The organism is Rheinheimera soli (genome assembly GCF_021290985.1).
GTDB lineage: Bacteria > Pseudomonadota > Gammaproteobacteria > Enterobacterales > Alteromonadaceae > Pararheinheimera > Pararheinheimera soli.
Genome location: NZ_JAJOYU010000003.1, coordinates 73,078 through 95,224 on the forward strand (window position 1 = coordinate 73,078; position 22,147 = coordinate 95,224).

The following is a 22,147-nucleotide window of genomic DNA, read 5'->3' on the forward strand; positions in this document are numbered from 1 at the left end:
GGACATATGTCAGAGTTACAGCTTCCTATTCAGTTTACCGACGCCGCCGCCAATAAAGTATTGGCCCTAGTCACCGAAGAGGAAAACCCTGAGTTAAAACTGCGGGTTTATATTACAGGTGGTGGTTGTTCAGGCTTCCAGTACGGTTTTACTTTTGATGAAAAAGTAAATGAAGGTGATCTGGTTGTCGAAAAAAATGGCGTGATTATGGTGGTAGACCCAATGAGTCTGCAGTATCTGGCAGGTGGTGTGGTGGATTACACTGACGGTCTGCAAGGTAGCCGTTTTATTGTGCAAAACCCCAATGCAACTACAACCTGTGGTTGCGGATCCAGTTTCTCCGTTTAGTCCATTCAAGTCAGTGCGACTTAGAAAGAGGCTTCTGCAGTGCAGAGGCCTTTTTAATTTGCGCTCCTTAAAAAACTTCATTCAGCTGCCAGTCAGACCTGTTGTGGAAACATAGCTGATAGTCGTTTGCATTGGTTGCTATGCCTTACGTAAAACCCTTTGTTCCCTTTATTTAACTGGAACGATTAACCGACAAAAATCAGAGATAAGTGGCTACTTTTTCAACCATGCAACTATACGCTCTGAACAAGCTATGGTTTAATGAAATGCTTTTTTTGCTTATTGGGACATTCTCATAAGCTTTTGGATTTTTTTGGCAGGAAGTTTAAGTCGTAAACAGAAGGCGTTCGCACGCCGGGAGAACAACAAATGAAAGGTACTAAAAGCGTTATTTCAGATGAAAATAAAAGATTGTGTGTATGGCTGAAGCGTCAGCGTCAGGAAAAAGGCCATACCATGCGTAGTTTGTCTGAAATTTTAGGCACTCCGCATTCTTTTATCGGTAAAGTGGAGAATCAGGAACGTCGTCTCGATGTTGTTGAATATGTTCGTTATTGCCAAGCCCTGGCCATAGATCCTATGGATGGGTTAAAGCAAGTTCTGATTGAAGCCTAATCTGCTTTCGTCTGAAGAAAAACGCCGCATTAATGCGGCGTTTTTTTTATCAGTATCAAACAAAGTACTATGGCTGGTAATCCCATCAGTGCTGTCATAATAAAAAAGGCCTGATAGTCCATCACTTCTACCCAGCCGCCAGAAAAGCCGCCGAGGAACTTAGGTAATAACAGCATCAGGGAACTAAACAACGCATATTGTGTTGCGGTAAAGGCCAGGTTTACCAAAGAGGAGAGGTAAGCAATAAAAGCACTGGTCGCTATGCCAGCGCTTAAATTATCAGCAGAGATCACAGCGACTAACAGCGGAATGTTGTGGCCTTGGGTACTCAGATAACAATAAAGCAAATTGGTACATGCACTGAGCAGCGCACCCAGTAACAATATTCGTAAAATGCCAAAGCTGTTGATCAGCAAGCCACCCAAAGCGGCTCCAAGCAAGGTCATCAGCACACCAAATATTTTCGACACGCTGGCTACTTCTTCTTTGCTGAACCCCATATCGACATAAAACACATTAGCCATTACCCCCATTACCACGTCTGATACGCGATAACAGGCGATTAAACTTAAGATTAATAAGGCATTCATACCATGGCGGGCGAAAAAATCAACAAAAGGGCCGACTACGGCCACCTTGAGCCAGTTCAGTAATTTCTGGCTGACAGAGCTCTTTGTTGTCTGGATATGGATTTGTGGTTCGACAACAGGTTCAGGAGAAAACAGGGTGGTCAATAAACCTAAAGCCATGCAAGCAGCCATCACCACATAGGTGGATTGCCATGCATTCAGATCATAACCTGTTTCAGTACGGCTGAATAAAGCGGCTATCCATAAAGTACCAGCAGACGAGAAAATCATAGCCAGGCGATAACCAGCAAGATAAGCAGCTGCCAGAACCGCCTGTAAACGCTCTGGTGCCGCTTCAATCCGATAGGCATCTATAGTGATATCTTGAGTGGCTGAAGCTATAGCCAGTAATACAGCACACAATGCCATCCATTTCAGCTCGGTTTGCGGGTCCATACTGGCCATTAAAAGTACGGCCAGAATGATCAGACTTTGCGACAAAATCAGCCAGCTACGCCTGCGTCCGAGCCATTGTTTCAGGCCTGGTAAACTTAAGTGGTCTATCAAAGGTGACCAGATGAATTTAATGGCATAAACCATAATCACCCAACTGAAATAACCTATTTGTTCACGGGATACTCCGGCCTCTCTGAGCCAGAAAGACAACACACCAAACACCAGCATTAACGGCAGACCGCCGGAGAAACCCAAAATAAAGATGGTTAATACCCGGCGTTGGCAATAGAGTTGCAGTGAGGAGAAAAACGTAGCGATAGCAGACAAGACAGCAGTCCGTACAAAAAAAGATGAAACCAGCTTACAGCTTCAATAAATTAGATCAAGGCCTTACCCCGACACAATAATACGGCAGTTGTCCGTAGCCATGTAAAAAGCTCAAACAATACTGTAATTCGCGCCGTACTCTGAGGTTTTGTTTTAGTTCCGGCTCCGACCAGTATTCAATCTGGTATAGCAAATGCCAGAACACCTGCTCACGCAAAGTTTCAGGCCGCCAGCTTCTGACTCGAAGCTGTGACCATTCTTCCAGCGTATCCCAGACAAATAAATGCAGCTCTCTGTGCGGCAGACGGCCACGCAGGAAACGGGAAAGGTAAAAAATCAACTGTCGTGATTTTTGTTCAATAAAGGGCTCTAACATAGGTCTGATCCCTGTCAGAGCTGGCACCACGCCAGCTCTGTGCGCTCAGGGCAAGTATAGTCGGGCTTTATTGTTCTGGCTGTAAAATCACTTGTTTTAAAATGATGGGCTGTTTAGGCACATTTTGCCAGCCGGTTTTTTCATCAGTATGGGTTTCCAGCAGCTTTATTTTTTCAAGCACTTCAAAGCCATCCTGGACCTGACCAAACACTGTGTAACCCCAGTTTCGCCCCGGATCTAAACTGGTATTGTCATTGAGGTTAAAAAAGAACTGACTGGTCGCACTGTGTGGATCATTGTTTCTGGCCATAGCTATACTGCCCAACTGATTTTTTGCGCCATTACCTGACTCATTAAATACAGCCGGAAATTCGTCTACAGGGGCCAGATCAGGTTTATAACCGCCGCCTTGTAAAACAAACTCAGGCTCAAGACGATGGAATACCGTATTGTCATAGGCTTTGATATTGACGTAGCTCAGAAAGTTATTCACCGCCAAAGGGGCCCTGGTTCTGTCCAGCTCAACAGTGATATCGCCCACTGAAGTGACCAGCTTTACCTTAGGGAACAAATTATCTTGCTGCACATATTTGCCCGTTGGTTTTTTCATATCCACAGCAGCTAAAGCAGATACAGAAAACAGCGCAAGCAAAGTGAAAGTAACCAGACGCATAGCTTAGCCCTTCACGTAAGAATGCCAACTGCTGTCGTTCAGCAATTCAGCCAGCACTTGTTCAGTTAATACACGTAACTTCACTTCAGCCGCAGCGTTGTCTAATTTAAATGGACCAGAGAAGCTACTTTTGCCTGCATAGACTTTATCAAATGAACCATTGTGGTTTTGAATAGCGATACGCAGTTCCACATCGTTTTTCACCACGTGCTCTACTGTACGTTGGTCTGCATCAGCGGATAGTTTCAAAATTTGAATGGTCATGGTGGTGACGCTGCTGGATGTTAATTTAGCGCCTTGAGCCGTCATCGCGTCTGTCAATGTAGATTCGAGCTGTTGAGCCAGATTATTACTGGTCGGCATACTGGTGACAGCAGTGCCTTTGCGTAAAAACAAGGTTTGATCAGAAGGACGCTGATCCACCACTGTTAACACAAATTCGGCACCAGACAGCGCTTTGCTTTGATTCCAGAACACTTGAGGTGTGACTAAAAAAGAAGACGAAGTGCTGCTACAGGCGGCCAAAGCCAGGCTGAAAGCCACTAAAACTGGTCGCAAAAGAGAGGACATAGTTATTTCCTTTTGGTTGATTCGAGGATCACAAATTTATTATTGCTGGCAATATGGCGGCAACCGCCCAGCAGTACTGTCATTTTTTCGTAATAAGGCAAATGTCTGTTGGCCACGATACGTAGTTTGCCACCGGCTTTCAAACAACGCTTTGCGTCATTAAACATCTGCCAGGCAATATGTTCTGTTACAGCCTGCTGTTGATGAAAAGGCGGATTACAGATCACATAGTCCAGGCTCTGATCGGCCTGAGTGGCTAAACAGTCGTCTGTTCTGAACTCGGCCTGAGCTATTAGTTCAGGTACATTCGCTTCGACAGAGGCTTTGGAAGATGCCACAGCCATATAAGAGTCATCAGTAAATATCACTTTAGCTTCAGGCTGTTGTTTTAACAAAGCAATACCAAGCACACCGTTGCCGCAGCCTAAATCAGCCACTAAAGCACCTGCATCAAGCACTGGTAAATGTTCCAGCAGGAAACGCGCCCCTATGTCCAGTTGCTCTTTCGCAAACACATTGGCGTGATTGACTAGTGTTAACTGATAATCAGGTAATTCCCATTGAATAGGGTAAGTAAAAGCACGGGCTTCACCGCGAGGCGTACAATGGATAGTCCGGCATTTTTTCTGTGCCAGAGAAGCCTGAGTTGCGCCTAATTCCTGCTCAAAAATAGCCAATAAGTTTTTATGAATATCTTTGGCTTTGGCTGCAGCGATAATAATGGTGTCAGGCCGAACCACCTGACTCAATTGCTGCAACATAAAACGCAGATAACCATGATTATTAGGTACTTTTAACAGCACCAGATCCAAATCGGCAGGTAAAGCCGTAACACTGTCAATAAAACTGACGGCATCGGCAGACAAGCCATTTTGTTGTCTGTTATGAACAGTCGCTTGCTGGCTTAGTACAGAATCGTTTTGCTGACTGTGTGGGTAGTCACCTAAAGCACAGGACAAAGCGCCAAACAAATCGTGCATCACTAAGATGTTTAAGCCGGCGCGTTCATTGATCAAAGGCAGCGCTTGTTGCAACAGCAATTCATCGGCTGCATCCCAGGCTTGTAAGCTGCGATTGCTTTGCCCCAGTGGTAATCTGTCCAGCTGCAGTTGCTTGTCAGCGACGGTAAAAATAGTATTCATGCCATTCAACTTAAAGAAGAGAAGGTTGTATTTTGACACGAGCACACCAGAGCGACAACCATGGATCGTTGCAACACTTTGTATTACCTAACGCAGAGTTGTCATTTTGGCCGAAGTGGCTCTCGCCAGAGCAGGCAGAGCGCTGCTATCAGCAATTGGCGCAGCAATTAAACTGGCAGCAGCCCGCGATAAAAATCTTTGGCAAAGCCGTGCTTATTCCAAGGCAACAGGTGTGGATGGGCGATCCGCACTGCAGTTATAAATATTCAGGCGTATTATTTGAGCCTGAACCCTGGCATCCGCTGGTAAAGCAATTAACAGACAGGGTGAATCAGCTGTGTCAGACTCGCTTTAATTCGGTATTGTTGAACTGGTACGCTGATGGTCAGCAGCATATGGGCTGGCATAGTGATGACGAGCCGGAGCTGGGTGAAAACCCACAAATTGCGTCGTTAAGTTTAGGCCAACAGCGGTTTTTTGATTTAAAACACAAGAACTTAGGTACACAGCTTAAGCTCGAGTTGGGGCATGGTTCTTTATTGTTGATGGCTGGTCAATGTCAGCAGTATTGGCAGCACAGAGTACCTAAAATGGCTGCGGCAACACAAGGTCGCATAAACCTGACTTTCCGTGAAATCAAGCAAAAAACAACTTAATTATATTTTCTCTATGGCAGCAGTCGCTTAGCGGATTTTCCTTCACTTTTGCAAAAAAGCGGGCTGACAAGGCGCATTGCCTTAACTAGAGTAGAGGTGAGGGAGCAATAAAGGGGTTCAGCTATGTTGGTTCATACCGCAATAGAACAGAAGTTATTGAGCGCATTTGATCCTGTGTTCCTTGACGTGGTCAATGAAAGCCATATGCACAGTGTGGCACCGGGTTCGGAGTCACATTTTAAAGTAGTGATAGTGACAAATGCCTTTGATGGCATGAGATTGTTAAATCGCCACAGAGCAGTCAATGCCATAGTGGCCGAGGAGTTAGCCGAAAAAATTCATGCTTTAGCCTTGCATACCTATACGCCTGGCGAATGGTACGAGTATTACGCCGAAAAACCACCGGCTTCGCCTAAATGTTTTGGTGGCAGTAAAAGAGAAAAAACTGCCTTGCCGGAGTCCTGAGACCCTACTAAGTCAAAGCGTCGTAAGACGCTTTGACTTTATCCGCTGATTTATTTTGTGTTTCTCATCCAACTGCAGATGTGACTAAGCTCTTGTTTTTCAATGCACACTACTGCTATTTTTGCTGATCAGACCTGTTTTTTAAGCTAACGGCTTAAACTAGCTGACAATTTTCAACCAACAATAGGTTTTGTTATGGTTATCCAACCTAAAATTCGTGGTTTTATCTGCACTAACGCCCATCCAGTCGGTTGTGCAGCTCATGTGCAAGAACAAATTGATTATGTTAAAGCCAAAGGCCCTGTGGCCGGTGGTCCAAAAAACGTATTAGTCATAGGTGCCTCAACAGGCTATGGTCTGGCGTCTCGTATTACATCAGCTTTTGCTTCTGGCGCTAAAACCTTAGGCATCTTTTTTGAAAAAGAACCTACCGAAGGCAAAACTGCTTCAGCCGGTTGGTACAACACTGTGGCTTTTGAACAGGCTGCAGCAGCTGAAGGCTTGTGGAATAAGCACCTGAATGGTGATGCCTTTACTGACGAGCTAAAGTCTCAGGCTATTGATTTAATCCGCAGTGAAATGGGCAAAATTGATTTAGTGGTCTACAGCCTTGCAGCGCCTCGCCGCAAAGATCCAGTGACTGGTGAAGTGTATAGCTCGGTATTAAAGCCAATAGCTCAGGCTTATACCGCCAAGACGTTAAACACCAGCAAACGTGAAATTGAAAGTGTTTCTGTTGAACCTGCATCTGATGAAGAAATCTTCAATACTGTGAAAGTGATGGGTGGGGAAGACTGGGAGCGCTGGCTGGATCAGTTACATGCCGCTGGTGTGCTGGCTGAAGGTTGTCAGACCGTTGCTTACACTTACATTGGTAAAGAACTGACCTGGCCTATTTATGGCAAAGCCACTATCGGCAAAGCCAAAGAAGATTTAGATCGTGCTGCTGCTGCTATCACACAAAAACTGGATTCGGTTGCTGGTCACGCTTATGTGGCTTCATTAAAAGCTTTAGTGACCCAAGCCAGTTCAGCCATCCCTATTATGCCGCTGTATATCTCCTTGTTGTACCGCGTGATGAAAGCTGAAGGTACCCATGAAGGCTGTATCGAACAGATTTATGGTTTGTTCCAGCAAGCACTTTATAACAACAACCGTACTTTAGATGAAGGCGGTCGTTTGCGTATGGATGGCAAAGAATTGTCTGAGCATATCCAGTCTGCAGTAAAAGATTTGTGGGGTCAGGTGACCACAGAAAACATTGATGAGCTGACCGATTACAAAGGCTATCACAATGAATTCCTTCGCTTATTTGGTTTTGGTTACAGCCATGTCGATTATAGCGCCGATGTGCCGGCTTTATTGCCGCTGAAAAATCTGGTGCAGTAACTTTGAAAAGCCGCTAAAAGCGGCTTTTTTTTCGAGAATTTTTCGTTATTGGCTAATTTCACAGAATTTGAAACCATTGCAGTGACAGACAAAAGGCAAAGTTAAAAAACTTGACTACACTGAGCTTCAGTCGGCTGAAATGCCGGATAATTTTGTTGATTAACATAGATAGCACTTATGTTTAGTGCTAGAATCCGCGACTTTGGTACGAGTGTCCGCCACCTGCAACAGAGGTTAGGCTGTTGAGGTCCCGGATGCTACGCGCGGCGAGCAGCCGATTAAACCAGGCCCTGTTTCTTCCCGTTAAAAAGTGCAAGTACGTATGATAAAAATCAAAAAAGGATTGGACATTCCCCTCTCGGGCAGTCCCAAACAAGACATACATGATGGCCCGTCCATCAAACACGTTGCTGTACTAGGCGAAGAGTACGTCGGTATGCGTCCTACAATGCTGGTAGAGGTTGGGGACCGTGTGAAAAAAGGTCAGGCTCTTTTTGAAGATAAAAAGAATCTTGGCGTGTTTTTCACGGCGTCTGTTGCCGGTACAGTGAAAGAAATCAACCGCGGTGCTAAGCGTGTGTTGCAGTCTGTTGTGATTGAAGCTGAAGGTGACGATTCTGTTACTTTTGATTCCTTCACGGCTGCAGAACTTGCTTCGTTAACTGTTGAACAAGTGAAGAAGAACTTAACAGGTTCAGGTTTGTGGACTGCTTTACGCACCAGACCATTCAGCACTTCGCCAGCTGTTGACAGCACGCCACGAGCTATTTTCGTCACTGCTATGGATACCAATCCATTAGCTGCTGATCCGACAGTAGTGATAGCGCAGCGCAGTGCAGACTTCAGTAATGGTTTAACAGTGTTATCCCGTTTGTCTGACAAAGTCTATCTGTGTAAAAAAGCGGGTGCCTCCATTCCTTCAGTTCCTGCAGTGCAGGTTGAAGAGTTCGATGGTCCACACCCTGCTGGTTTACCAGGCACTCATATTCATTTCCTTGATCCTGTCAGCATCAAAAAAGTGGTGTGGCATATTAACTATCAGGATGTTATCGCTATAGGTGCACTTTTCACTTCAGGTCAACTGAATGCTGAACGCGTGATCTCTTTAGCCGGTCCTGTAGTGAAAAATCCACGTTTATTGAAAACTATTGCTGGTGCATCTCTTGCTGAACTGACTGCTGGTGAGCTGCAGGAAGGTAAGAGCCGTATTATTTCAGGTTCTGTATTAGCAGGTGCGGCAGCCAGTGGTGTTCACGGTTATTTAGGCCGTTTCCACAATCAGGTGTCTGTGTTGGCTGAAGGCTACGACAAAGAGTTTTTAGGCTGGGCTATGCCTGGTTCTGACAAATTTTCTGTAACCCGTGCTTATTTGGCTCATTTAAATCCTAAGCGTCTGTTTAATATGACCACTACTACCAACGGTTCTTCACGCGCCATGGTACCAATCGGTAACTATGAACGTGTAATGCCGCTGGATATTCTGCCTACTTTGTTATTACGTGACCTGTTGGTTGGTGATTCAGATGGTGCAGTCTCTTTAGGTTGTTTAGAGCTGGATGAAGAAGATTTGGCATTATGTACCTTTGTTTGCCCTGGTAAATATGACTATGGCGTAGCATTGCGTGAGTGCCTGACGACGATCCAGAAGGAAGGCTAAAAATGGGTTTAAAGCATTTTTTAGAAAGTATTGAGCCGCAGTTCGAGAAAGGTGGTAAATACGAAAAGTGGTATGCTTTATATGAAGCTGCTGCAACAATATTCTATACCCCTGGTCTGGTGACCAAAGCGGGTACTCATGTGCGTGACAGTATCGATCTGAAACGTATCATGATTTTTGTCTGGTTAATGTTATTCCCTGCGTTGTTTTTTGGCATGTTCAATATCGGTCATCAGGCGGTTATCGCGCTGCAGGCGGGTTTTGGAATGCCTGACACCTGGCAGGTGGCCTTGTTCCAGTTACTCGGTGGTGAACTGAGTGCCGAATCTGGCTGGGGCAGCAAAATGTGGTACGGCGCCGTTTGGTTCCTGCCTATTTACGCCACTGTCTTTATTGTCGGCGGTTTCTGGGAAGTGTTGTTTGCTTCTGTGCGCAAGCATGAAATCAACGAAGGCTTCTTTGTCACTTCTATTCTGTTCGCCTTAATTCTTCCTGCTTCTATTCCACTGTGGCAAGCCGCTTTAGGTATTACCTTTGGTGTGGTTGTAGCAAAAGAAGTCTTTGGTGGTACAGGCCGTAATTTCTTAAACCCTGCGTTAGCTGGCCGTGCTTTCCTGTTCTTTGCTTACCCTGCACAGATTTCAGGCGATAAAGTATGGACAGTGGCTGATGGTTATTCAGGTGCTACCTGGTTGTCAAAAGCAGCTAACGGTGAAGTCTCTGATTGGTCTATTAATGCTCAGTGGTGGGATGCGTTTTATGGTTTTATCCCAGGCTCAGTCGGTGAAACATCCTTCCTGGCTCTGATGATCGGTGGTTTAGCCTTAATCTATTTCCGTATCGCTTCATGGCGCATTGTTGCAGGTGTAATGGTTGGTACTGTTGTTTTTGCCACTATGTTCAATATGATTGGTTCTGAGACAAACGCTATGTTTGCTATGCCTTGGTACTGGCACATAGTTCTGGGTGGTTTTGCTATTGGTATGTTCTTTATGGCAACTGACCCTGTATCAGCGTCATTCACCAATCCGGGCAAATGGGCTTACGGTATCCTGATCGGCTTTATGGTGGTGATGATCCGAGTGGTCAACCCTGCTTACCCTGAAGGTATGATGTTAGCAATTTTGTTCGCTAACTTATTCTCACCATTGTTTGACTATATGGTGGCTCAGGCGAATATCAATCGGAGGCTTGCCCGTAATGTTTAGTAATAACGATAGTATTGGCAAAACCTTTTTTGTGGTGATTGCTTTATGTTTAGTGTGCGCAATTTTAGTGGCGACAGCTGCGGTTCAGTTGCGGCCAAAACAAGTTGAAAACAAGCTGCTGGACAGTCAGAAAAACGTTCTGGCCGTGACAGGTTTGTTAGCTGAAGGCAATATCAAAGAGTTATACACCAAACATATTCAGGAGCGTTTAGTTGATCTGAATACAGGTGAGTTTGTTGATATGGCTCCTGAAAGCTACGACTACCGCAGAGCAATGAAAGCACCAGAAACCAGCATCAAGCTGGAAGGTGCCGACGATATGGCTTCTATAAAAAGCCGCGCCAATATTGCTCCTGTGTATTTTGCTTATAACGAAGGCGTTGAGTCAGGCAAGTTATCAGCCATTGTGCTACCAGTGCATGGTTATGGCTTGTGGTCAACTATGCATGCGTTTTTAGCTTTGGATAAAGATGGCAACACCATCAAAGGTATTAACTACTATGAGCAAGGCGAAACAGCCGGTTTAGGTGGTGAAGTGCAGAATCCAAAATGGACAGCTCAGTTTGTTGGCAAAAAGTTGTTAGATGAATCTGGCGCTCCGGCTATTAAAGTAATGAAACCTGGTAATGCCAACCCAGCTTCACCTTATGAAGTAGATGGTTTATCTGGCGCAACTTTAACAGCTAAAGGTGTGCAGAATACTTTCGATTTCTGGGCAGGGGCAAAAGGTTTTGCGCCTTTCCTGACCAAAGTTCGTGACGGAGCATTAAACAATGGCTAGTGCAAAAGAAATTAAAACCGTTCTGTTTGGCCCTATATTTGCCAACAACCCTATAGCTTTGCAGGTTTTGGGTATTTGTTCTGCTTTGGCAGTAACAACCAAAATGGAAAAAGCTTTGGTGATGGGGATTGCACTTACTGTGGTAACTGCATTCTCTAACCTGTTTATCTCTTTGATCCGTAACCATATACCTTCCAGCGTTCGTATCATAGTTCAGATGACTATTATTGCGTCTCTGGTAATAGTGGTGGATCAGGTGTTAAAGGCTTTTGCCTACAATGTGGCGAAAGAGCTGTCGGTATTCGTCGGCTTGATTATCACCAACTGTATCGTTATGGGCCGTGCTGAAGCTTATGCGATGAAAACTGGTCCTGGTATGAGTTTCCTGGACGGTATTGGTAATGGTTTGGGTTACTCAGTGCTGTTGCTGATTGTTGCCTTTATCCGTGAGCTGTTTGGTTCTGGTACTTTATTTGGTGTGGAAATTCTGCCTTTAGTCAGCGCCGGCGGCTGGTATCAGCCTATGGGTATGATGTTGATTGCACCTAGTGCGTTTATCATTATTGGCTTGTTGATCTGGATATTGCGTACTTTCCGTCCAGAACAAGTTGAGAAGGCATAAGGGGCTATCAATGGAACATTACATTAGTTTATTTGTCCGTGCTGTCTTTATCGAGAACCTGGCTTTGGCCTTTTTCCTCGGTATGTGTACTTTTATTGCAGTGTCAAAACAAGTTAAAACGGCGTTCAGCTTAGGTATTGCTGTTACTTTCGTTTTAGCTTTGTCTGTGCCTGTGAACAACCTGGTTTTCCATAACCTGTTAGCACCTGGCGCATTAGCCTGGGCTGGTTTTCCTGATACAGATTTAAGTTTCCTTGGCTTTATCACCTACATTGGTGTGATCGCGGCTTTGGTACAAATCGTAGAAATGTTCTTAGACAAGTACGTGCCTGCTTTGTACAACGCCTTAGGTATTTTCTTACCTTTGATCACCGTAAACTGCGCGATTTTTGGTGCTGTAGCCTTTATGGTTGAGCGCGATTATAACTTCGGTGAAAGCGTAGTTTTTGGTTTAGGTAGTGGTATTGGCTGGACTCTGGCTATCACATTAATGGCCGCCGTCAGTGAAAAACTGAAATATGCCGACATGCCAGCAGGCGTGCGTGGTTTAGGTTCACGTTTTATCATGGTTGGTTTAATGGGCTTGGGCTTTATGTCCTTCTCAGGCGTTTCACTGTAAGCAATTGCTGTAAAAGGAAAGAACAATGCAAGAGATATATCTTGGCGTTGGGATGTTCACCCTGCTGGTTGTAGCCTTAGTTGTTATGATTTTAGCTGCTAAAGCCAAACTGGTGTCTTCAGGTGACATTACCATTGGAGTGAATGGCGACCCTAAGTTAGCTATTCAGACAAAAGCTGGCGGCAAACTACTGAACGCTTTAGCTGACAGAGGTATTTTCCTGTCGTCAGCTTGTGGTGGCGGTGGTTCTTGCGGTCAGTGTCGTGTTCATGTTCATGCAGGTGGCGGCGACGTTCTACCTGTAGAAATGGGCCATCTGACTAAAGGTGATCGTCGTGAAGGTTGTCGTTTAGCTTGTCAGGTCAGTGTAAAAACTGACATGGAAATCGAAGTTGAACCAGAAATCTTTGGTATCAAAAAATGGGAATGTTCAGTTATCTCTAACGATAACAAAGCAACCTTTATCAAAGAATTGAAGTTGGCTATTCCTGATGGCGAATCAGTACCTTTCCGTGCTGGTGGTTACATCCAGATTGAAGCGCCTGCTCACCATGTGAAGTATGCTGACTTTGATATTCCGGCTGAATACCGTGGTGATTGGGAACGCTTTAAGTTCTTTACACTGGAGTCCAAAGTAGACGAAGAAACTATTCGTGCTTACTCTATGGCGAACTACCCGGAAGAAGAAGGCATTATCATGTTAAACGTGCGGATCGCATCTCCGCCGCCAAATAACCTGAGCTTACCTTGCGGTAAAATGTCCTCGTACATCTGGAGCTTAAAAGCTGGCGATAAAGTGACGATTTCTGGTCCATTTGGTGAATTCTTCGCGAAACAAACTGAAGCAGAAATGGTATTCGTAGGTGGTGGTGCTGGTATGGCCCCAATGCGTTCGCACATTTTTGACCAGTTACGCCGCCTGAAATCCAAGCGTAAGATGAGCTTCTGGTACGGTGCCCGTTCTAAGCGTGAAATGTTTTATGTTGAAGATTTCGACATGTTGGCCGCAGAGAATGAAAACTTCCAGTGGCACGTGGCTTTATCTGATCCACAGCCGGAAGATAACTGGACTGGTTACACAGGTTTTATTCACAACGTATTGTTTGAAAATTACCTGAAAAACCACAAAGCTCCGGAAGACTGTGAGTTCTATATGTGTGGTCCACCGATGATGAACAAAGCAGTGATCAACATGCTGAAAGATTTAGGCGTAGAAGACGACAACATACTGTTGGACGACTTCGGCGGTTAAGCCATAGCAAATTAAAAAATGGGGTCCTTAGGACCCCATTTTTATTTGTCTGCAGTTTGTTTTTGCATAGGGATTGCGGTCGAAACTTGTTACAATAGCCGCCTTTATTGAGCAAGCAGGCAGACTGTTTGTTCAGAACTTCTAAGTTTGATGAGGTTGCTATGGAAGTTTTTATTTTTACATTTGTCATCCTGATAGTTGTAGTTGCTGCTATGGCTATCGGCTATATGGTGCAACGTAAAACCATAGCAGGCAGCTGTGGTGGCTTAGGTGCTTTAGGTATCGAAAAGGCCTGTGATTGCGATACGCCTTGTGAAAAACGCAAAGAGCGGATGAAAAAAGAGCAAGAATGGCAGCAGAATAAAATTATCTGATGCAGTTTATGTCCATCTGTTAAATGTCCGTCAAGCCAGCTTTAGCTGGCTTGTCAGTTTTTAGCTACAAGCCCTGTACCTCTCCCCATTTCGCTCTATTGCCTCAAAGCGCAACCTATTCAATAATGCAGCTCTTTTTTTACTGAGGTCATCTTATGTCTTATCCGGTTGCTATCGCTGTTTCTTCTGTTCAGGCTGCACTGAATGACTCCCAATGGGATGCTCTGATCGTTATTGCGTCGACGTTTACAGCCGTAGCTGAATTGCAATCTGAAATTGAGGCTGCTGCAGCGATCGACAGTCGTATTGGTAAAGAAACTGTACTGTTACTGTCAGGAAAAGCGCCGGGCCAACGTCTGGTGCTTTCGCCTACAGGCACGCTGGACAGGGATTATGATGATGTCCGTAGTTTTTATGATGCAGCAAAGCAAGGGATTACTCAGGCTAAAGCCGCAGGTGCTAAGTCTCCAGCGCTGTATGTCATAGCGCCAGACTCTGATGCTTATCAATATGCAGCTGAAGTGGCTTATTTAGGTGCTTGTCAGGCCTTATGGCAGCCTTTAGAGGGCCGTGAAGCCCGTGGTGAAGCCACCATAGAACCTGTTATTGCGATTGGGGTGATAGCAGTATCGGAACAACAAGCCAGTTATATGAGTGCTGTGGAAGCCGGGAAGCGTGTCGCCCGTGATTTATGTGGTACTGAGCCTGAGCGTATGGCTCCGCGTCGTTTTGCCGATTATTGTGTGGAAGCTTTTGCGGGCACTGATGTTCAGGTTTCGGTAGAAACCAAAGTCGACGTGCTGCAAAAAGACTATCCATTGCTGATGGCCGTAGCCCGTTGCTCTTTGCAGGTGGACCGCCATAAACCAGCTGTGATCCGACTGGAATATCAGGGCGAAGGCGAAATCGAACACACCCTGTTATTTGCCGGTAAAGGCCTGGTGTATGACACTGGTGGTGCCGACTTAAAAATCGGCGGCGGCATGGCTGGCATGAGTCGTGATAAAGGTGGCGCTGCAGCTGTGGCTGGTCTTTTGAAAACTGTGGCTTTGCTGAAGCCCAAAGGGTTAAAAATCATTGCAGAAATTGGTGCTGTGCGTAACAGCATAGGAGCAGATGCTTTTGTGCCGGATGAAATAATTACCAGTCATGCTGGTGTGCGGGTACGTATAGGTAATACGGACGCTGAAGGTCGCCTGGTACTGGCCGACTTACTGTCGCATTTACGTGAAGACGCCAAAACTGCTGTCAATCCAACCTTGTATTCTATTGCGACTTTAACAGGCCATGCTGCACGTGCTGTTGGCCCCTATACTGCTTTGGTGGAAAACGGTGCCGCCCGTCGTATAGGTTTGTCCGCTGATTTAGCTATGATTGGTGATTTATGGGCCGACCCAAGCGAAATATCCCGCAGCCGTCGTGAAGACTTCAGCTTTATCAAAGGCCGCACTTCTGCCGATGATTTATTAAGCTGCAATAATGCTGCTTCTTCGGTAACCCCTCGTGGCCATCAGTTCCCAATGGCGTTTTTAGTGGCTGCTGCTGGTTTGGATCAACATGGATTAAATACAGAACAACCACTGCCTTATTGTCATATTGATATAGCGGGCAGTGGTGTGGACGGCGGCGACTGGCAACATGGTAAACCATCAGCCGCGCCAGTGGCTGCTTTGGCCGCTTACTACTGCCTCTAAACTAAAATTTGCTTGGCTGTTTAAAGACCCGGGGCTATGCTTCGGGTTTTTGCTTTATAGATCATGGCACATAGGCAAGCGACAGATTGGCTTCTCACAAATGGATAGTTCTTTATGAATTTTATAGATCGTTATTTTGAGCTGACGGCGCGCCAGACCAGTATCAAACAAGAGCTGATCGCTGGTTTAACCACTTTTATGGCGATGAGTTATATCCTGTTTGTGAACCCAAGTATGCTGGCGCAAACCGGCATGGATCACGGCGCTGTTTTTGTTGCCACTTGTCTGGCTGCAGCTTTTGGTTCTATTGCTATGGGCATGTTGGCGAATCTGCCTGTGGCTTTGGCTCCGGGCATGGGGCTGAATGCTTTTTTTACTTATGTCATAGTGCTGGAACAAGGTCATAGCTGGCAGACGGCTTTAGCCGCAGTATTTTGTTCAGGTGTTTTGTTTTTATTGCTGAGCATTTTTAGAATTCGCGAGTGGATTATTCAAAGTATCCCCTTTGCGTTAAAGATGGGTATAGCAGCAGGCATCGGTATGTTTCTGGCGCTGATTGCATTAAAAACGGCGACAATCATAGTGGCTAGTCCTGCCACTTTGGTCACTCTGGGTGATTTGCATGACCCTAAAGTACTGCTGGCCATCGCAGGTTTTTTCCTGATTTTTGCGCTGGCGCATCGTAAGCAACATGCTGCTGTGTTTATCAGTATTTTAGTGATCACTGCTATAGGTTGGTGGCGGGGCGATACAGAATTTAATGGCATAGTGGCTGTCCCCCCTTCTTTAGCTCCTACTTTTTTGCAGCTGGATTTCGCCTCTGTGCTGCAATTGGCCATGATCCCGGTCATTTTAAGTTTGCTGTTTTTGGACCTATTTGACACCTCAGGCACTTTGGTGGCAGTCAGTCAAAGAGCGGGTTTAATGAAACCTAATGGTGATATACCGCGTTTAAAAGATGCTTTATTGGCCGATAGTTCTGCCACTATAGCGGGCTCTTTATTGGGCACTTCAACCACAACCAGTTATGTGGAAAGCACAGCTGGTGTCAGTGCAGGAGGGCGCACAGGGTTAACTGCAATAGTGGTTGGGCTGGCCTTTTTAGCAGCGCTTTGGTTATCTCCTCTGGCTGCTATGGTACCTGCTTATGCCACGGCAGGGGCATTGCTTTATGTGGCCACTCTGATGCTGAGCAGTTTGCAGCATGTAGAGTGGAACGATCTGATCGAATCTGTGCCAGTGGTCGTAATCCTGGTGATGATGCCGCTGACGTTTTCTATTGCCGATGGTATAGGCATGGGCTTTATTACCTATGCGGTGCTGTGTTTGGTAACAGGACGTTTGTCGAAAACGACCTTGAGCGTCTGGGTGTTAACCGCAGTTTTTGCTGCGAAATTTTTCTTTGCATAAGGAAGGGTATGAAAAAAGTAACGGTTTTATTGGCATTGATGTTATCCGCTGCTGTAACTGCTCAGGATAAAGTACAAGTCACAAGCACTGAATTAGCACCGCATTTATATATGATTAAAGGGGCTGGCGGTAATATTGCTGCTGTTGTAGGGCCACAAGGTGCGCTGGTGGTGGATTCACAGTACGAGCATATGGCGCCTCAAATTAAGGCTGAGCTTGAAAGCAAACAAGCCGGAGTGCAAATCAAAACTCTGATCAATACCCATTTTCACGGTGATCATGTCAATGGCAATGCGGCTTTAGCTTCTGGTGCTCAGATTATTGCGCACACCAACGTATTAACCCGATTAAAAGCTGACAGCAAATTCCCGGTGGCGGGTTTGCCGACAGAAACTTTTGTCGGTGAAAAACAGCTGTCGCTGAATGGGGTTGATTTGCAGCTGGTGACTATGCCCGTCAGTCATACTGATGGCGATTTGGTTGTCTGGTTTAAAGAGGCCAATGTGCTGCATATGGGCGATCTGTTTTTCGCTGACCGTTTCCCTTTTATTGATCTGAAAAGTGGCGGCTCTGTTGCGGGTTACATCAGCAACGTCAAACTGCTGCTGGGGCAAATCGATGATAAAACCAGACTAATACCTGGTCATGGTGATTTAATGGATAAGGCGGGCTTACAGCGCTTTTTAGCCATGATGGAACAGACGCTTGCTGAAGTGAATGCGTTGAAAGCGGAAGGCAATACCGAAGATCAAATAGTGGCACAAGGGTTATCAGCACAATGGAAAAGCTGGAGCTGGAACTTTATTACTGAAGAGCGTTGGATCCGTACGCTATTTAAAGCTTAGTCTTGTAGTTCGTTAGCGCTCTGGTTATGCTTTGCCACATCATTGAGCGCTTTTAGGGCATAAACCAGGATCTTCATGAGGTTACGTGAAACTTTAGTAGTCTACATGCTACCGATCCTGGTCTTGCCTTCATTAATTCTGGGTTATTTGTCTTATCACTTCAGTGCCCGCTATTACGAGCAGCAGCTTTTTCTACAGATAAAAAATGAGCTGGTGCAACGACAACAGGATATAAGGCTGAAGTTATCCTCCTACCAGCAAAGCTTGCAGATTTTATCTGCTCAGAATCTTGTTGAACGTTTTATCTCAGGCGAACTGCAGCCAGCTTCAGAGTTGGTGCATGAGTTTGAGCGTTACCTCAGAACCGATCCGGAAATTAGCTCTGTTAAGTTTATTCGCTTAAATGGCGACTATCAGTTGACCATCCCTTTACAGAAAAAGACGGTAGAGACCAGCAGGTTCAGGAACCAGTATTTTTCTGCCTTGCAGTCTATGCTGGATGACAATGGCTTTTTTCTGTCCAGTGAACAAGGCTCCAGTCAGGTTAATTTGTATGTTGCGCAAAAGCTCTACTTATCGGGGCAGTCGCCCGGTGATATCAAACGTTTGTGGGGATACGTGGTTCTTGTGATAAAGCCTGAACTTTTCCGGACTGCTATCACTGAGTTAGCTGGTGAGTTTAGGGCTCCTCTGGTTGTGAGTCAGGCCGCTACAATAGCGTTCTCCGAAAATGCTTTACTGATGGGCAGTGCATTTTCTCCGGTTCATTTCACTGAAATTCAGGCCAGTGTTGACCAACATCAGTTTGTGCCAACCTTGTTACTTGGCCAGTCTATGCTGGTGACTGGTGTGTCTCTGGCCGGGCCTTATCAGCTAGTGATGGGGATCCAACCTGCATTGTTAGCCAGAAGTATGGAGTATAAACCCTCGTTAATTGCTTTGTTTTGTGTGCTGTTTTGTGTAGGTTTGCCGGTATTGATTTACAGGGTGTTGGCCCGTTTTGTGTTGACACCAATACGAGAACTCACTGCAGCTAAAACTGCGGTAGGGCGAGGGGATTTATCTACTGTACTGACCGTCAAAAAGCAGGACGAATTAGGTGATATGTTTGCTGCTTTTAATGTGATGGTACGACAACTGCGAGTGTACCGAGAACGTGAGCGGGCTTATCAGCTGCAGTTAGAAGACAAAGTTGCGGCCAGAACTCAGGATTTAGCCAATGCGAATCAGCAACTGGAAGATGCTAATCAGCAATTGATCCTGGCTCGCGAAGTGGCAGAACAAGCCAACCGATTAAAAAGCGTATTTTTGGCCAATATGAGCCATGAAATTCGCACACCTTTGACCGCTATTATTGGTTTTAGTGAGCAGGCCATTCATGAAAATGATCCTCACCGCCAACTGGATTACCTGAGTCGGGTGTTGCGTAGCGGTGATCATTTGCTGGCATTGATTAACGATATTCTCGACTTGTCTAAAATCGAAGCCGACAAGTTAGAGTTGCTAACAGAGCAGGTCAATCTGTTAGCTATAGTGGATGATATTTATCAGCTGACTAAACAACAGGCCGAACAAAAAGGTCTGCAATGTCTGCTGGAATTAAGCTATCCCTTGCCTCAGTTTATCTACACCGACACTTTAAGATTCCGCCAGGTACTGCTGAACCTGAGTTCTAATGCTGTGAAGTTTACTCAAAAGGGCAAGGTGGTGATTAGTATTTCCTACCAAACCCCGGAAGAAGTGCTGCGGATCAAAATTAAAGACACAGGCATTGGCATTACCGATCAAGAATTAAGTAAGTTGTTTCAGCCTTTTGTGCAAGCCGATGCCGCTGTCACCCGTAATTTTGGTGGTTCAGGGCTTGGCCTTTGTATTTCAAAAAAACTGATGGAGCAGATGAAAGGCGACATTCAGGTAGAGAGTGTCAAAGGTATTGGCAGTTGTTTTGAGATTGTGATGGCTTGTGAACATCAACATATTAGTCTGGTGCACAGTTATCAGCGTACTACTGCGGAAACCCCGGAAGTCGAAGCAGCGACAGACTACCACAAGCTCAAATTGCTGGTGGCCGAAGACAATCCAGATAATCAGCTGCTTATTCAGGTGTTGTTGCAGAAGTTGGGTATTCAGGCTGTAATTGTAGAGAATGGCCATAAAGCCGTTGAGCGGGTGCTGCTGGAAAGTTTTGATCTGGTCTTGATGGATATGCAGATGCCGGAAATGGGTGGGGAAGAAGCCACAGCCTTGATACGTCATGCCGGGATAGACTTACCTATAGTGGCTCTGACTGCCAACGTGATGAGTGAAGATCAAAGCCGTTATCTCAAAGCTGGCTGCCAGGCTGTTTTATCCAAACCTATAGTGCAAAAAGAGTTCTTAGCTGTGATACAAAAGTTTTGTCAGACAGGCACCACGCTGGATGAACAGCTGGAAGCGCAACTGGCATCTGATCCTGTCATTATGCAGCTGAAAAAAGACTTTAAACTTGCGCTGCCTGCCATGCTGAACGACTTTCAGCTTTGGTTGTCTTCAGCCAACTGGAGTCGTATGCAATACGAAGCTCACAGTGTCAAAGGCAGTGCCGGCAGTATGGGTTATCCGCAGTTAACTGAATTGATGTCAAAACTTGAGCTGGCGTCGCAAAGTGCCAATTTCGAACAGGTGAACCAGCTTATGGCTGAATTTGCGGCTTTGGTGTCAGCAGATCAAGGGACAGAACCGGAGGTGAGTCGTGAGTCATAATGAGTTTAAGCTGGCGCCAGAGCTGGAGCGCGATAGTATCTGGTTAGCCGACTGGCCTTTGTGTCAGCTACGAGTGCAGAACGATGTCAATTACCCTTGGTTTGTTTTGATCCCAAGGCGTTTGGACATGGTTGAAATCATTGATTTGTCAGCAACTGAAAGACAACAGCTATGGCATGAGAGTATGCATTTGTCGACCTTTCTGAAAGTGGAGTTTCAGGCCAAAAAACTGAATGTGGCCGCTTTGGGAAATATGGTACCGCAGTTACATCTGCATCATATAGTGCGTTATGAAAATGACAGTGCATGGCCTGCTCCGGTTTGGGGTAAAGTGCCGGCCAGAGCTTATAGTGAAACCGCCTTGCAGCAGTTAAAACAAAAGTTGGCGTTATTAACCTCACCCTCATGACGGTTCAGGCCTAAACTAGTAGAATTACCACGTTGTTTGTGGTGTATCTGAGTGAGCATCAGGCCTTGATTGTCTGAAATTTATTGTTGTAAGGAACCTTGTTATGTCGGCTGAAAATGCCTTATTAACCATATTGGTTGAGAAGATCCGCACAGATATGCTGGTGCTGCCAACTTTACCTGAAATGGCTATTCGGGTCAGAAGAACTGCAGATGATCCAGACAGTAACCTGCAGATGATTACGGATGTCATAGCACAGGATCCCGCTTTAGCGGCCCGTATGATCAAAGTGGCCAACAGCGCCTTTATGGGGCGCTCTATTAAAGTGAACTCGCTAAATCAGGCGATCACTCGTATAGGTTTAAGTCAGGTAAAAAATATCGCTACTGCTATGGCGATGGAGCAACTTTTTGTCTCTCAGCATGAACAAATCAAAGAAAGGATGTCGCAGGTTTGGCGCGATAGTGTCAATGTCACCAGCATAGCCTTGGCTTGTTTAAAGCTGTATATGGCAGAGAACAAACACTGCAATTTAAATCTGGACGTGATGACACTGGCTGGTTTGATGCACCTGATTGGCGCTTTGCCTATTCTGACTGAGGCTGAACGTTATCAAACCGTGTTTGGCGATCCGCAATTTTTAGAAAATGCCATCAGCACTTTATCTGGCCAGATAGGGTCCAGCATTATGCGGGCCTGGGACTTTTCAGATACTTATGTGCAAATAGTATTGAACTGGAACAATTCGTCCTATCATGCTGGTGAGGTCAGTTATATAGATTTTATCCGGCTTGGTGCTCTGGTGCAGAGCCCATTGGAAGGAACAGCCCGTTTGCAGGCGTTTCAACCTTATATTGAGCGTCATATAGTACCGGACGCTAACTTTATGGATATCACAGAAATTCGTCTGATTTCTCAGGAAGTAAAAGCATTATTTAGCTAATTAAG

Annotated in this window: 23 protein-coding genes; 18 read left to right on the forward strand and 5 right to left on the reverse strand. The window is 45.5% G+C overall.

What is annotated here, in order from left to right:
* Positions 1–6: 6 nt before the first annotated feature.
* Both erpA and LSG37_RS03670 read left to right on the forward strand, forming a co-directional pair.
* On the forward strand, positions 7–348 hold the full coding sequence (erpA, locus tag LSG37_RS03665; RefSeq protein ID WP_008897259.1) for an iron-sulfur cluster insertion protein ErpA: 342 nt from the start codon (positions 7–9) through the stop codon (positions 346–348).
* A 369-nt stretch (positions 349–717) separates the two neighbouring features.
* A complete protein-coding gene (locus LSG37_RS03670; protein ID WP_008897260.1) occupies positions 718–963 on the forward strand; it encodes a helix-turn-helix domain-containing protein in 246 nt (81 codons plus the stop codon).
* 29 nt (positions 964–992) lie between these two features.
* Here the strand turns inward: LSG37_RS03670 and LSG37_RS03675 are convergent, their stop codons facing one another.
* The 5 genes from LSG37_RS03675 to LSG37_RS03695 form a co-directional block, all read right to left on the reverse strand.
* Entirely contained in the window at positions 993–2,315 is a 1,323-nt protein-coding gene (locus LSG37_RS03675) for an AmpG family muropeptide MFS transporter (protein WP_233078544.1), read from the reverse strand.
* 55 nt (positions 2,316–2,370) lie between these two features.
* Positions 2,371–2,691 (reverse strand): hypothetical protein, encoded by a 321-nt coding sequence (locus LSG37_RS03680; RefSeq protein ID WP_233078549.1) that lies wholly within the window; start codon positions 2,689–2,691, stop codon positions 2,371–2,373.
* Between the two features lie 67 nt (positions 2,692–2,758).
* Positions 2,759–3,364 (reverse strand): peptidylprolyl isomerase, encoded by a 606-nt coding sequence (locus LSG37_RS03685; RefSeq protein ID WP_233078551.1) that lies wholly within the window; start codon positions 3,362–3,364, stop codon positions 2,759–2,761.
* A gap of 3 nt (positions 3,365–3,367) precedes the next feature.
* Complete coding sequence (locus tag LSG37_RS03690) at positions 3,368–3,934, reverse strand: YajG family lipoprotein (protein ID WP_233078552.1); 567 nt, start codon at positions 3,932–3,934, stop codon at positions 3,368–3,370.
* A gap of 2 nt (positions 3,935–3,936) precedes the next feature.
* Entirely contained in the window at positions 3,937–5,076 is a 1,140-nt protein-coding gene (locus LSG37_RS03695; protein ID WP_233078553.1) for a methyltransferase, read from the reverse strand.
* A gap of 32 nt (positions 5,077–5,108) precedes the next feature.
* Here LSG37_RS03695 and LSG37_RS03700 point away from each other — a divergent pair, with 32 nt between their 5' ends.
* The 16 genes from LSG37_RS03700 (at position 5,109) to LSG37_RS03775 (ending at position 22,142) form a co-directional block, all read left to right on the forward strand.
* On the forward strand, positions 5,109–5,732 hold the full coding sequence (locus LSG37_RS03700; protein ID WP_233078563.1) for an alpha-ketoglutarate-dependent dioxygenase AlkB family protein: 624 nt from the start codon (positions 5,109–5,111) through the stop codon (positions 5,730–5,732).
* A 123-nt stretch (positions 5,733–5,855) separates the two neighbouring features.
* Entirely contained in the window at positions 5,856–6,197 is a 342-nt protein-coding gene (locus LSG37_RS03705; protein ID WP_233078579.1) for a BolA family protein, read from the forward strand.
* A 195-nt stretch (positions 6,198–6,392) separates the two neighbouring features.
* Positions 6,393–7,586 (forward strand): enoyl-ACP reductase FabV, encoded by a 1,194-nt coding sequence (fabV, locus tag LSG37_RS03710; protein WP_233078580.1) that lies wholly within the window; start codon positions 6,393–6,395, stop codon positions 7,584–7,586.
* A gap of 322 nt (positions 7,587–7,908) precedes the next feature.
* Positions 7,909–9,243, forward strand: a complete 1,335-nt coding sequence (locus tag LSG37_RS03715) for a Na(+)-translocating NADH-quinone reductase subunit A (RefSeq protein WP_233078582.1) — start codon at positions 7,909–7,911, stop codon at positions 9,241–9,243.
* Between the two features lie 2 nt (positions 9,244–9,245).
* Positions 9,246–10,451 carry an NADH:ubiquinone reductase (Na(+)-transporting) subunit B gene (locus tag LSG37_RS03720; RefSeq protein WP_233078584.1) on the forward strand — a complete coding sequence of 402 codons (1,206 nt, stop codon included), beginning with the start codon at positions 9,246–9,248 and terminating at the stop codon, positions 10,449–10,451.
* Positions 10,444–11,232, forward strand: a complete 789-nt coding sequence (locus LSG37_RS03725) for a Na(+)-translocating NADH-quinone reductase subunit C (RefSeq protein ID WP_233078586.1) — start codon at positions 10,444–10,446, stop codon at positions 11,230–11,232. The genes LSG37_RS03720 and LSG37_RS03725 overlap by 8 nt, the downstream gene beginning before the upstream one ends.
* Positions 11,225–11,854 (forward strand): NADH:ubiquinone reductase (Na(+)-transporting) subunit D, encoded by a 630-nt coding sequence (locus LSG37_RS03730; RefSeq protein ID WP_127685975.1) that lies wholly within the window; start codon positions 11,225–11,227, stop codon positions 11,852–11,854. Before LSG37_RS03725 ends, LSG37_RS03730 begins: the two co-directional genes overlap by 8 nt.
* A gap of 10 nt (positions 11,855–11,864) precedes the next feature.
* Entirely contained in the window at positions 11,865–12,473 is a 609-nt protein-coding gene (nqrE, locus tag LSG37_RS03735; RefSeq protein WP_233078588.1) for an NADH:ubiquinone reductase (Na(+)-transporting) subunit E, read from the forward strand.
* 25 nt (positions 12,474–12,498) lie between these two features.
* A complete protein-coding gene (nqrF, locus tag LSG37_RS03740) occupies positions 12,499–13,725 on the forward strand; it encodes an NADH:ubiquinone reductase (Na(+)-transporting) subunit F (RefSeq protein ID WP_233078590.1) in 1,227 nt (408 codons plus the stop codon).
* Positions 13,726–13,886: 161 nt separating this feature from the next.
* A complete protein-coding gene (gene nqrM / locus LSG37_RS03745; RefSeq protein WP_233078599.1) occupies positions 13,887–14,099 on the forward strand; it encodes a (Na+)-NQR maturation NqrM in 213 nt (70 codons plus the stop codon).
* A gap of 155 nt (positions 14,100–14,254) precedes the next feature.
* Positions 14,255–15,793: a M17 family metallopeptidase gene (locus LSG37_RS03750; protein ID WP_233078601.1), complete on the forward strand. Its 1,539-nt coding sequence runs from the start codon at positions 14,255–14,257 to the stop codon at positions 15,791–15,793.
* A 114-nt stretch (positions 15,794–15,907) separates the two neighbouring features.
* Positions 15,908–17,203 (forward strand): NCS2 family permease, encoded by a 1,296-nt coding sequence (locus LSG37_RS03755; RefSeq protein ID WP_233078602.1) that lies wholly within the window; start codon positions 15,908–15,910, stop codon positions 17,201–17,203.
* A gap of 8 nt (positions 17,204–17,211) precedes the next feature.
* Positions 17,212–18,048 (forward strand): MBL fold metallo-hydrolase, encoded by an 837-nt coding sequence (locus LSG37_RS03760; protein WP_233078603.1) that lies wholly within the window; start codon positions 17,212–17,214, stop codon positions 18,046–18,048.
* Between the two features lie 75 nt (positions 18,049–18,123).
* Positions 18,124–20,790 carry an ATP-binding protein gene (locus LSG37_RS03765; RefSeq protein WP_233078604.1) on the forward strand — a complete coding sequence of 889 codons (2,667 nt, stop codon included), beginning with the start codon at positions 18,124–18,126 and terminating at the stop codon, positions 20,788–20,790.
* Positions 20,780–21,199, forward strand: a complete 420-nt coding sequence (locus LSG37_RS03770) for an HIT domain-containing protein (RefSeq protein ID WP_233078605.1) — start codon at positions 20,780–20,782, stop codon at positions 21,197–21,199. The genes LSG37_RS03765 and LSG37_RS03770 overlap by 11 nt, the downstream gene beginning before the upstream one ends.
* A gap of 103 nt (positions 21,200–21,302) precedes the next feature.
* Entirely contained in the window at positions 21,303–22,142 is an 840-nt protein-coding gene (locus tag LSG37_RS03775; protein WP_233078606.1) for an HDOD domain-containing protein, read from the forward strand.
* Positions 22,143–22,147: the final 5 nt, after the last annotated feature.